This is a genomic window from Mucilaginibacter sp., from assembly GCF_028288105.1.
Classification (GTDB): domain Bacteria; phylum Bacteroidota; class Bacteroidia; order Sphingobacteriales; family Sphingobacteriaceae; genus Mucilaginibacter.
The window spans coordinates 1-11,675 of sequence record NZ_JAQBOI010000315.1 but is presented as its reverse complement, the minus strand read 5'-3'; the positions used below and the strand labels follow the sequence as shown (position 1 = coordinate 11,675).

Sequence of the window (11,675 nt, the reverse complement as noted above, 5' to 3'; positions counted from 1 at the left end):
CGATAGTTTTCGCTATGATAATAAGAATAACCCAGCATCCAGTAAGCGTTGGCGTTAGTAGAATCTACCATGCAGGCTTTTTCCAGCTGCTTTACGGCGGCTTTAAAATTACCATCCATAAATGCCTGCTGCCCTAACTTTACATAAGCATTTTGTGCCGATGAAGTTTCGAACGAGGTAAGTATGAAAAAAGAAATTATAGCCGACAGCCTCATAAAGTATTAAGTGAGTATACACATTAACAATACATTAACTACCAATGCAGGTTATTATTATATAATTGCCGCAATTTGTTAATAATTTTAGGAATGTATACAACATATTCAAATAAAAGGCCGAGGTAAAATTTCTCCATAAGGTGCTGATTCGATCTGCTGATATTTTCTTTTCTCGCCTTTGCATAAAAAAATGCTGCTACCACATGACTTTTTTTCCACTTTCTTCCAATTTGTTTAAAAATTGAGTAAATTTATTTTACACTTACAAACACCAATAAATCAATTATTTACAAACGCGTAACATTTGCCGGGGCTAATTAAATTATATTGGCATAGCTCTTGAAACTGTATATTTGATTATATAACTAATGGTAATTAGCCCGTATTTGTATGGCCGGAGTTTCCGTGCCTGCCAATATGACGTTATTAGCATACATAATAGGTGATTGATGAGTTTTGATCCATTCGATTTTAAGAATACCATGCCTTCCATTAATGAGGATTCCGAATTTTTCCCACTGATGTCGTCAGAGGACGAAGAGGAAATGAATAATGAGCAGGTACCCGATATTATTTCTATACTTCCGCTGCGTAATACCGTGTTGTTTCCCGGTGTTGTTATCCCTATCACCGTTGGCCGCGATAAATCTATAAAACTGATACGCGATGCCAACAAGGGCAGCCGTCTTATTGGTGTTGTTGCCCAGCAGGATGTAAGTATTGAAGACCCAACCTTTAACCAATTGAATAAAGTTGGTACCATTGCCCTCATTATAAAAATGCTGCAAATGCCCGATGGTAACACTACCGTGATACTGCAGGGTAAAAAGCGTTTTCTTTTAAAAGAAGAGGTACAAAGCGAGCCCTATATTAAGGCCACTATCGACCCTTTTAAAGAGGTAAAGGCAAAAGAGGATAAAGAATTTAAAGCCATGGTATCGTCTGTTAAAGACATGGCCATGAACATTATACAACTATCGCCAAATATACCGAGCGAAGCCGGCATCGCTATCCGTAACATAGAGAGCACATCATTCCTTATCAACTTCATATCATCAAATATGAATGCTGATATGGCAGATAAGCAATCTTTACTGCAAACGGCCAGCTTGCGCGATAGGATAAACATGGTGCTTGAGCATTTAACGCTCGATCTGCAAATGCTGGAGCTAAAAAACCAGATCCAAACCAAGGTACGTGTTGATCTGGACAAACAACAGCGCGATTACTTCCTGAACCAGCAGTTAAAAACTATTCAGGAAGAACTTGGGGGTACATCACCAGATCTGGAAATTGAGAACCTGCGCCAGCGTGCACTTAAGAAAAAGTGGGACAAAGAAGTTAAAAGTCATTTTGCAAAAGAACTGGAAAAACTTACCCGTACCAACCCTGCCGCGGCAGATTACTCGGTGCAGATAAATTACCTTGAACTATTGCTGGACTTGCCATGGAACGAGTTCACAAAAGATAATTTTGACCTAAAAAGGGCTCAAAAAGTGCTTGATAAAGACCATTTTGGCCTTGATAAAGTAAAACAGCGCATTATAGAGTATTTGGCTGTGCTAAAATTAAAGCACAACATGAAAGCCCCTATCCTTTGCCTGGTTGGCCCCCCGGGTGTTGGTAAAACATCGCTTGGTAAATCAATTGCTAAAGCATTGGGCCGTAAGTATGTTAGCATGGCTTTATGTGGTGTAAGGGACGAAGCCGAGATCCGCGGGCACCGTAAAACTTATATAGGCGCAATGCCGGGCCGTATTATACAATCGGTTAAAAAGGCAGGTGCGGCAAACCCGGTATTTATTTTGGATGAGATAGATAAGGTAAGCACCGATTTCCGTGGCGATCCTTCATCGGCTTTATTAGAGGTGCTTGACCCTGAACAGAACAGCACTTTTTACGATAACTACGTTGAAATGGATTTCGACCTGTCAAACGTAATGTTCATCGCGACAGCAAACTCCCTGAGCAGCATACAACCTGCATTGCTGGACAGGATGGAGATCATTGAAGTGAATGGTTATACCATCGAGGAAAAAGTTGAGATAGCCAAAAGACACTTGCTTCCAAAACAACGCGAAGCCCACGGCCTTACCGCTAAAGATGTTGTCATAAAAAGCGATGTTGTAGAAAAATTGATTGAAGATTACACCCGCGAATCTGGTGTGCGTGCTTTGGAAAAAAGGATAGGCTCGGTTATACGTGGTGTGGCAAAAAATATTGCCATGGAAGAACCTTACAACACCTTAGTAAGCAAGAAAGAGGTTGAGAAGATACTTGGCGCACCGTTTTACGACAAAGACCTTTACGAAGGAAACGATACCGCAGGTGTAGTTACCGGCCTTGCATGGACATCTGTTGGCGGCGATATATTATTCATCGAAGCCAGCTTAAGTCCGGGTAATGGCAAAATGACCCTTACCGGTAGCCTGGGCGATGTAATGAAAGAATCGGTAACTATCGCGTTAGCATATTTGCGTGCTCATGCAAGCTATTTTAACATCAGCCCAAAACTTTTTGAACAATGGGATATACATGTGCACGTACCGGCAGGCGCTACCCCTAAAGATGGCCCATCGGCAGGTGTTACCATGCTTACTGCATTGGTATCGGCATTTACCCAGCGCAAAATAAAACCACATTTGGCCATGACCGGGGAAATAACCCTTCGCGGGCGTGTGTTGCCGGTAGGTGGTATTAAAGAGAAGATCCTTGCAGCCAAACGTGCAAATATTAAGGAGATCATCCTTTGCAAATCAAACCAGAAAGACATTCTGGAGATTAAGGAAGATTACATTACCGACCTTAAATTCCATTACGTTACCGATATGCGCGAGGTGATAAACCTTGCTTTACTTACCGAATTGGTAACTGAGCCCCTGGATTTGACAGTTAAGGAAAAGGAAGTAAAGCCGACTTTAAATTAATAATGGCTACACATTAATAAATAAAATAAAGAGCAGGGAAATTTTCCCTGCTTTTTTTACATTAGCGCACCACTAAATTCGCAAATGAAAAATAAACTTTTCCTGTTAGCTGTATGCCTTTTTGCAGGCATCAGTTCATATGCGCAAAACCGCAGTACCGAAATCGGCTTCCAATCAGATAATGATTCTTTCCTGGCGCAAGGATCTGACCGTTATTACACTAATGGTTTTTTCCTGCATTACCGCCACGCGGTTGATATGACCAAATTGAAAAATGATGTTGCCAACGCCGTATTCGGGCTGGAACTGGGGCAAAAGATATTCAATGCGCAATCAGGACGATTACCATCGGCAGATTTTGTGGACAGACCTTTTGCTGCGTATTTGTATTTAGGCGCATCTGCAAACGTTTTATATAAAAATGAAACCACACTTAAATTAACTGCCAAAGTTGGTGTTGTGGGGCCGGCTGCAGGCGGATATCCTATCCAAAGATTCATTCATAACACATTCGGTTTTTATAAGCTTAATAGTTGGCAGTACCAGATCCGTAACGATGTGGAGCTTAACCTGAGTGGCGAGGTTAACAAATTACTTGCCCGGGGCTCATGGGCTGATCTTACCCTTGCAAGTAACCTTAATTTGGGAACCGGGTTTACCAATGCGGCTGTAGGGCCAATGGTGCGTTTGGGTAACTTTAACCAGTTGTTTCAATCTGTAAGTACACAAAGTACAGTAAGCAGGAGTGCCAACCCTGGTTTATTGCATAAAAACGAATTTTTCTTTTACTATAAACCCCAGTTAAACGCTGTACTATATGACGCTACCGTACAGGGAAGTTTATTTAAAGACCACCCGGTTGCCGGCACACAAGAAATAGTTGGTGATATTAATCATTTGGTTTTTAGCAACCAATTAGGGGTTGCTATTACAAGCAGCCGTTTTGTAATAGACCTTGCGGCTTATATTAACACACGGGAAGTTAAGCAGATGGTGAAAAGCACCCATCAATGGGGATCATTAACCGTGCTATACCGCTTTAACTAATATCAAAATTCTTTTTACGGTCGGCTTTTTTGGTTGATTGCATCTTTTTATTTCCCAGTCGTGCCAGCTTCGCCGCCTTGCTTACCTTTGAAGGCTTACGCACTTTAGGTTTGTGCAGGGCATTGGTTAGCAGTACAATTAATCGTTCAAGGGCTATTTCTTTATTGAGATACTGGCTTCGTTCTTCATCGCATATTACCTGCACAAGGCCATCCTTATTAAAGCGGGTTTGCAACTTTTCATTCAACAAAAGTTTTTCCTCATCGGTAAATTGCGCTGAGTTATCTATAGAAAAAAGCAGTTCAACCTTAGTTGATACTTTGTTTACGTTTTGGCCACCCTTACCCCCGCTGCGCGATGTTTTATAGTAAATGTCTTTTTGCAGGTCGGCCTTATTTAAATTCATGGTCGCAAAGATAGTGAATGGTTGATTGGGTTGATTAGTGAGTAGTTAATTTTCAACTTAATCAACCACTCACTTAATTAACTACTCACCAAAAAACATTAACTTCGCTCCCCGATGACCAATAATATTATAGTAGCAATTGACGGCTATTCATCATGTGGTAAAAGCACCCTGGCCAAGGCATTAGCCAAAAAGCTTCATTATATTTATGTTGATAGCGGCGCTATGTACCGCGCTGTTGCCCTTTATTTTTTAAGGAACAATATTAACACGCACGATCATGCCCAGATAGAGAAGGCCTTAAAGGATATCCATCTTAATTTTCACTCGCGCGATTACGAAACCCATATTACCCTTAACGACGAAGAAGTATCTGAAGAGATACGCCAGATGCCCGTATCCGAAAAGGTAAGTGAGGTATCGGCTTTAAAAGAAGTACGCCGGGAAATGGTTAAACAGCAACAGCGAATGGGTAAATCAAAAAATATTGTAATGGATGGCCGCGACATAGGCACAACTGTATTCCCTGCTGCTCCGCTAAAAATTTTCATGACAGCAGATCCGGCAGTGCGTGCCCAGCGCCGATATGATGAGATCCATCCTAAAAATCCGGAGATCACTTTAGAAGAGGTATTTGAGAACATTGCCCATCGCGATTACCAGGACACCACCCGCGAGGAAAGCCCTCTGGTACGTGCCGCAGATGCCATTATATTAGATAATACCAACCTAACCCCTGATGAGCAGCTGCAGTTTGCGTTAGATAAGGTGGAGAAGTTGAAAGTTTAAAGTCGAAAGTCCAGCAAAAAAGAGCGTCATTGCGAGCGTAGCGTGGCAATCTCCTTGTTCACTACCAACCTTAAATCCTATTAATCGCATAATCCTACGAATCCCGGTTCAGAACCTTCCGCGTTAGGGATTGTAGCGGATACCGGCCTGTGATTAAGGCCTGCAGGCGTATGAGCGAAAAGCCCGGCCGAAGGCAACGCCTTTAATACCTTACTAAAGAGATTGCTTCGTACCTCGCAATGACGCGTGGGAATGTCTTGGCTCTTGATTCTTGCCTCTTGATTCTAAATCTACGCCCCAACTTTAACAGTATGCACTCCAAACCTGTTCAAAAAATCAACACCCTCATCGCTGGCTAAGCCTTTGTATTGGGCGTACGATTTATCAAAATAAACGTGTTTAATCCCAGCCGAAAATATCAGCCTTGCACATGGCAGGCATGGCGATAGCGTGGTGTACAACGTAGCGCCTTCCAGATTAGCGCCATTCTTCACGGCGTACAGGATAGCATTTTCCTCAGCGTGTAAGGCAAGCGAGCAACTGCCTTTAGAATCCCGGGCACATCCAGTTTCAGGCCATTCCTCGTCGCAATTGTGGGTACCCGCAGGCGGGCCATTATAACCTATAGATATAATGCGTGTATCCTTGGCTAAAACGGCGCCTACCTGGGCTTTAACGCAGTGAGAGCGTTTGGCCAGATCGGTTGCCAGATTCATGAAAATATTTTCGAAACTTGGTTTGTCCATATTAGTTTGATACTAAAAGCAAGAGGTTAGTTGCTTTCGCCACTAACCTCTTATCAAAATATTTATTAATTAAAATTAGTGACCGCCTGATGCCTCCATGTTGTCAACATCGATACCTTGTTTTTTAAGGATCGCACCCGCTTTCCAGGCAAAAAATGCAAGATAAGCAAAGCCGATAACCGGGATAATGTATGAATTATGGATACCTGCTGTATCTGCAAGTATACCCTGTACCGGTGGAATAATAGAACCACCCAATATCATCATAATTAAAAATGCCGAACCCTGACTGGTGTATTTACCTAAACCTGTAACAGATAACGAGAAGATTGACGGCCACATAATAGAGCAGCATAAACCACCGCTAATAAACGCGAACACAGCGATCATACCCGTAGTTAATAATCCAATGATCATAAATACAGCGCCTAACACACCAAATATGGCTAATGTACGTACCGGTTTTTGGTTACCAACAAGGAAACCTATAACCAGGATAGCAACACAGCCTGCGTATGGGTAAAAGCTGCTTACATTAGTACCGCTTATACCGTTAACAAGTAATACAACTCCAAATGCAATAAATGGTACAATTACAGTAAGTAAAAACTTAACTTGTTTAGATAAGTTGAACGCGGCAATAGCCCCTGTCCATCTGCCTATCATTAAACTACCCCAATAAAGCGATATAAATGGCGCTACCTGGTCGGTAGTAAAATTACCGAATTTTGGTGTTTCAAGCAAAGCACCCATATTACTTTGGATGGTTACCTCGACACCTACGTAGGTGAATATAGCAAGCATACCTAATATAAGCTGTGGATACTGCATTGCTCCCCAACCCTCTTTATGCTTGCTGCTGGTTGATATAGTTGCAAGTAAAGTGATCAGAATAATTGCCAATGAAGCATAAACCATGTATGATTTGTACTGGTTTACATGTTTAACATAAAACACAAAATCAGCCTTTTCCTGAGGTGTGATATTTGTGATCTTATCTATTTGCTCCAAGGTTTCGCCGCCATGATCTTTATACAATTGAGTGTTTACGGTAATGTTATTTTCTTTTGCTGTTTTGTTACCAAAATAAGTACTTACCGGGCCTGCAGCTAATATCAACAGGAACGCTATAAAAATAACACCTAATGGCCTGTTGGCTTTGTTACTTGGTTCTATCTTTTCGTCGCTGGTTACACGTGGTAATTTAGAGAACCAAAAGAACACTGCTACAGCGATAAATAGACCCGCCAATATCATGTAGAGGTTATTTACCGACGATATCTGCACATCCTTTGCCGGTATCTTTGCTGATGCCGAACCAAAAAGTACAATACCTACTATAACCGGCCCCCAAATACTACCAAAGTTATTTACACCACCGGCAAAATTTAAACGGTGGGTACCTGTTTGGGGGCTGCCAAGCGCCACCACAAATGGGTTAGCTGCGGTTTGCTGTAACGAGAAACCTAAGGCTATTATAAAGAAGGTGAACAGTATGAACGCAAAGGAACCGGAGTTGATAGCCGGTATCATGATCAAAGCACCAACTGCTGATATTATCAGGCCGTAAATAATACCATTTTTATAACCTATCTTATTCAGGATATCTACTTTAGAGGCTGCTGAAGCGAAATATAATATCAGCGAACCAATGAAATATCCGCCATAAAAGGTAAAGTCGATAAGCTGCGATTCGAACTGTGATAAGTTAAAATGCGCTTTACAAAAAGGAATGAAAATACCATTAGAAGCTGCTAAAAAGCCCCAAAAGAAAAACACGGTAATGATGGTATATAAAGCCGAACCATTACTTTTTGAGTTGTCTTGTGCCATTGTTTAATTAAGGTTAATACTATTGGTGTGTTTGAAACACTAAACATAAATCAATTTTTATAATTATGGCTATAATTTTTTCAAAATATAAATCACAACATTAAGTTTTGTTGTTTAACAGATAAAAGTTGCATATTAGTGTCCTAATTTTTAACCTGTAGAATAAGAGGATATATAAGCCTATATAATGATAGAAGCCATTATTTCGGGAATTGGATTTGGATTAGTGCTCACGTTTATAACAGGCCCGGTCTTTTTTGCTTTGATAAAAACCAGCATTGAAAAAGGTTTTCACGCTGGCTTATCACTTGCCCTTGGTGTAGTAACCAGCGACATGGTTTTCGTTGGTGCTATCCTTTATGGTTCGCAATATTTTGATATATCGGCCAGCGATAAAACAATAGCCGGAATTGTAGGCAGCATTATATTATTTACCATCGGTATCTACTACATCTTTAAAAAAGCCGATGTTAACTACAAAAACGTTATCCCCAACAAAATAAATCACGCGGGCTACTTTTTTAAAGGCTTTGTAATGTGCATTTTTAACCCTACCGTACTACTGCATTGGACGGTTGTTATCGGTGTGGCAAGTACCCAATTCCATGCGGGGGTGCACCATCGCACGGCAAAGATCGCGGTAATGTTCCTCACCATTCTTATCATCCAATTTGGGTTAGACGCGGTAAAAGCTTTTTACGCCAACAAACTTCGTGATCGTATCTCCGTAAAATTTGTACACCGCCTTAACGAAGTTGCCGGTATTGCGCTTATCATTGCATCGCTGGTATTAATTGATAGGCTGGTTACGCATTTTATTTTCTCGGCGCCGGCGGTTAGTTAATCACAAATCCGTTAAACCAGTTTAAACAACAAATCCCACAGTACTTAAACCATAGGATTTGCAACCATAAAGCCTGTTAGATATTATTAAAAGATACTGTATCCGGTAGAGCTAAACAGCACTCCATGTGTAGCGCCCGATGTTGAACCATCTGCACATGCGCAAACTACTCCAAATCGGCTTGTTACACCAGGAGGGAAAGAATATGATTTACTAAAACCTGTGGTAGAACCGGCTGATACTACGCCATAGCCACCATAGTTAAAATGATCATAATTGCTATTACTTGGGGTCCAGGATATAGTTATACTGCTTGAACTCCAACTTACATTAGCTGCAGTAAGAGGATTGATCGTAGCATTACAAAGTACTTTTGTTGTTTTTGTAACCGTTCTTTTCATAACAGGCTTTTCTTTAATTAAAGTAAAAGAAAGCATGCCTAACACCAAAAACCCTGTGATAAGGGTATAGATTAAATTCCTTTTCATAATGTTTAATAAGATTTGGTTAAGAAATAATTGGGTTAATAGAAGGCTATAATGGTTAACACTAATACGGATACGCCTCAACAAAGTTTCAACACAAAAGAAAGTCATTAAATTATTCATTAATTATATTTTTAATATAATTATCTATAAGGAAAAATATTGTTTTTAAACATCCCCCGTTCAAATATTATAAACCAAAAAGGCGATAAGTTTAACTTATCGCCTTTTTATATTCTATTGCCCTTCAGGGGTTAGGGATATTACATATATGCCCTTTGGTTATTACCTTCCATCCAGTTAACAAAGGCGCGGTTTACTACCTTGTTACCACCCGGTGTTGGATAATCGCCGCTAAAGTACCAGTCGCCGGCATGATCAGGGCAGGCTATGTGCAGGTTATCAAGGGTTTGATAAAGCACTTCAACCTTGGCCGTAATATTTGGCGGGGTTATGATCTTAGCAATACGGTCAGATATTTCCTGATCTGTAAATTGCGCGTAAATCGCTTTCACGTAGTTCTCAACATCTTCTTTGGCAAGCTTAGAGCTATCCTTACATTTTTGGTAAACCTCAACAATAACATTCTCTTTGCCTTGTTCTTTTAACAAACTAATAGCAGCTTCAAACGCCACAAACTCGCCCATACGCGACATATCAATGCCGTAACAATCCGGGTAGCGTATTTGCGGTGCCGATGATACAACAACAACCTTTTTAGGACCAAGGCGGTCAAGTATTTTCAATATACTTTGTTTCAATGTAGTACCACGAACAATGGAATCATCCAGTACCACTAAAGTATCCGCACCTTTATTAATAAGGCCATAAGTAGTATCGTATACGTGGGCAACCATTTCGCTGCGGTCGGCATCTTGTGTAATAAATGTGCGTAGCTTAACATCTTTAATAGCAATCTTCTCCACACGCGGGGCAAGAGCCAATACTTCAGTTAATTCCTCTTCGCTTATTTTATCATCACGGTTCAGCAACCTGTCGCGCTGGTATTTTTTAATGTATTTGTGTATCCCTTCCACCATACCATAAAAAGCAACCTCGGCGGTGTTTGGTATGTAGGAGAATACAGTATTCTTAACGTCGTTATTAACCGCATCCAGTATCTGCGGACAAAGTAACCTGCCCAACTGTTTACGCTCTTTGTAAATAGATGCATCACTACCACGCGAGAAATAGATCCGCTCAAATGAACATGCTTTTTTCTCAAGCGGCTCGCTAAACATATCCTCGGTTATCTTACCGTTCTTTTTAACAATAAGGGCATGGCCGGGTTTAATTTCGCGTATTTCTTCGATAGGGATATTGAAAGCCGTCATAATAGCGGGGCGCTCTGAAGCAGCAACCACTATCTCATCATTATAGTAATAATAAGCCGGGCGTATACCAACCGGGTCGCGCATTACAAATGCATCGCCGTGGCCCAATATACCTGCAATGGTGTAACCACCATCCCAGTTCTTGGCCGATTTTCTTAAGATTTTGGCAACATCCATATCGTTAGCAATTAACTTGCTAATTTCCATGTTATCGTCAAGTCCTTCGCGTTTGTACTGGTCAAATAGGCCCTGGTTCTCGGTATCAATAAAATGACCTATTTTTTCCAAAACAGTCACGGTATCGGCTTTTTCCTTTGGATGCTGACCCAGGTCATATAGTTGCTGCAGTAGTTCATCAACATTAGTCATGTTAAAGTTACCGGCAATAACCAGGTTACGGGTCATCCAGTTATTTTGGCGAAGAAAAGGGTGACAGTTTTCGATACTGTTTTTGCCATGTGTGCCATAACGTAAATGGCCCAATAACACTTCGCCGGTAAAGCTTACATGTTCTTTGAGCCATTCGGTGTCGGCCATTTTTTCTGGCGTTTCCTTTTGTATCTCAGCAAATTTTTTCTGGATATATTCAAAAATATCAGCAACAGCATTTGATGCCATCGATCGATGTCTGCTTATGTACCGCTTACCAGGCTCAATATCCAGTTTAATAGTAGCAACACCCGCGCCATCCTGGCCGCGATTATGCTGTTTTTCCATTAAAAGGTAAAGCTTGTTTAGTCCGTACAGTGCAGTACCGTACTTTTTCTGATAAAAAGAGAGTGGCTTTAAAAGGCGGATAAATGCCACACCGCATTCATGTTTAATCTGATCGCTCATGATTGGGAATGAGCCTGCAAAGGTAAAATTTTATCTTATATAGTACTTACACGGATTGTCATTAATTAGTATTTTTTATTGTGTGCAAAACGTTGCTCCGGATTGATACAATTTTAGCCTTTTATAACTCATTTTTGTAAAGCAACGACTGTGCTTTTTGGTACCGACAGTCCCGCTATCCGCTTATACGGGCACAGGCATTAGGCTCG

General features: G+C 40.9%; 9 protein-coding genes and 1 pseudogene. 4 read left to right on the top strand and 6 right to left on the bottom strand.

All coding sequences use genetic code 11. The annotated features are described in order from the left end of the window. The coding region (locus tag JWQ85_RS20835; RefSeq protein ID WP_299471423.1) for a tetratricopeptide repeat protein at positions 1–215 on the bottom strand (215 nt) is incomplete at its 3' end. Between the two features lie 449 nt (positions 216–664). Here JWQ85_RS20835 and lon point away from each other — a divergent pair. Continuing rightward, on the top strand, positions 665–3,145 hold the full coding sequence (gene lon, locus JWQ85_RS20830) for an endopeptidase La (RefSeq protein ID WP_299471421.1): 2,481 nt from the start codon (positions 665–667) through the stop codon (positions 3,143–3,145). 84 nt (positions 3,146–3,229) lie between these two features. Continuing rightward, on the top strand, positions 3,230–4,192 hold the full coding sequence (locus tag JWQ85_RS20825) for a lipid A deacylase LpxR family protein (protein WP_299471420.1): 963 nt from the start codon (positions 3,230–3,232) through the stop codon (positions 4,190–4,192). Here JWQ85_RS20825 and arfB read toward each other — a convergent pair. Then, positions 4,185–4,586 (bottom strand): annotated as a pseudogene (gene arfB / locus JWQ85_RS20820) (alternative ribosome rescue aminoacyl-tRNA hydrolase ArfB); the annotation flags it as partial. The gene JWQ85_RS20825 and the pseudogene arfB overlap by 8 nt on opposite strands. Before the next feature lie 126 nt (positions 4,587–4,712). On the opposite strand from arfB, the gene cmk reads away from it, so the two are divergent. After that, positions 4,713–5,387 carry a (d)CMP kinase gene (gene cmk / locus JWQ85_RS20815; protein WP_299471415.1) on the top strand — a complete coding sequence of 225 codons (675 nt, stop codon included), beginning with the start codon at positions 4,713–4,715 and terminating at the stop codon, positions 5,385–5,387. Between the two features lie 290 nt (positions 5,388–5,677). Here cmk and JWQ85_RS20810 read toward each other — a convergent pair whose 3' ends face one another. Together JWQ85_RS20810 and JWQ85_RS20805 are read right to left on the bottom strand one after the other, a co-directional pair. Beyond that, the gene (locus tag JWQ85_RS20810; RefSeq protein ID WP_299471413.1) at positions 5,678–6,133 is read right to left on the bottom strand and encodes a dCMP deaminase family protein; all 456 of its coding nucleotides are present in this window, start codon (positions 6,131–6,133) and stop codon (positions 5,678–5,680) included. Between the two features lie 75 nt (positions 6,134–6,208). After that, positions 6,209–7,966, bottom strand: coding sequence for an MFS transporter (locus JWQ85_RS20805; protein ID WP_299471411.1), 1,758 nt, complete (start codon positions 7,964–7,966; stop codon positions 6,209–6,211). Between the two features lie 187 nt (positions 7,967–8,153). Between JWQ85_RS20805 and JWQ85_RS20800 the strand changes: the two genes are divergently transcribed. Beyond that, positions 8,154–8,810, top strand: coding sequence for a LysE family transporter (locus JWQ85_RS20800; protein ID WP_299471409.1), 657 nt, complete (start codon positions 8,154–8,156; stop codon positions 8,808–8,810). An 86-nt stretch (positions 8,811–8,896) separates the two neighbouring features. On the opposite strand, the gene JWQ85_RS20795 is transcribed toward JWQ85_RS20800, so the two are convergent. Together JWQ85_RS20795 and JWQ85_RS20790 are read right to left on the bottom strand one after the other, a co-directional pair. Beyond that, positions 8,897–9,298: a hypothetical protein gene (locus JWQ85_RS20795; RefSeq protein WP_299471407.1), complete on the bottom strand. Its 402-nt coding sequence runs from the start codon at positions 9,296–9,298 to the stop codon at positions 8,897–8,899. Positions 9,299–9,558: 260 nt separating this feature from the next. Then, entirely contained in the window at positions 9,559–11,466 is a 1,908-nt protein-coding gene (locus JWQ85_RS20790) for a class II glutamine amidotransferase (protein WP_299471405.1), read from the bottom strand. Between the last annotated feature and the right edge of the window lie 209 nt (positions 11,467–11,675).

Coding starts and splice junctions, on each gene's coding strand:
- cmk (WP_299471415.1), top strand. CDS start 4,713: ATGACCAATAATATTATAGTAGCAATTGACGGCTATTCATCATGTGGT.
- JWQ85_RS20795 (WP_299471407.1), bottom strand. CDS start 9,298: ATGAAAAGGAATTTAATCTATACCCTTATCACAGGGTTTTTGGTGTTA.
- JWQ85_RS20805 (WP_299471411.1), bottom strand. CDS start 7,966: ATGGCACAAGACAACTCAAAAAGTAATGGTTCGGCTTTATATACCATC.
- JWQ85_RS20800 (WP_299471409.1), top strand. CDS start 8,154: ATGATAGAAGCCATTATTTCGGGAATTGGATTTGGATTAGTGCTCACG.
- JWQ85_RS20810 (WP_299471413.1), bottom strand. CDS start 6,133: ATGGACAAACCAAGTTTCGAAAATATTTTCATGAATCTGGCAACCGAT.
- JWQ85_RS20825 (WP_299471420.1), top strand. CDS start 3,230: ATGAAAAATAAACTTTTCCTGTTAGCTGTATGCCTTTTTGCAGGCATC.
- JWQ85_RS20790 (WP_299471405.1), bottom strand. CDS start 11,466: ATGAGCGATCAGATTAAACATGAATGCGGTGTGGCATTTATCCGCCTT.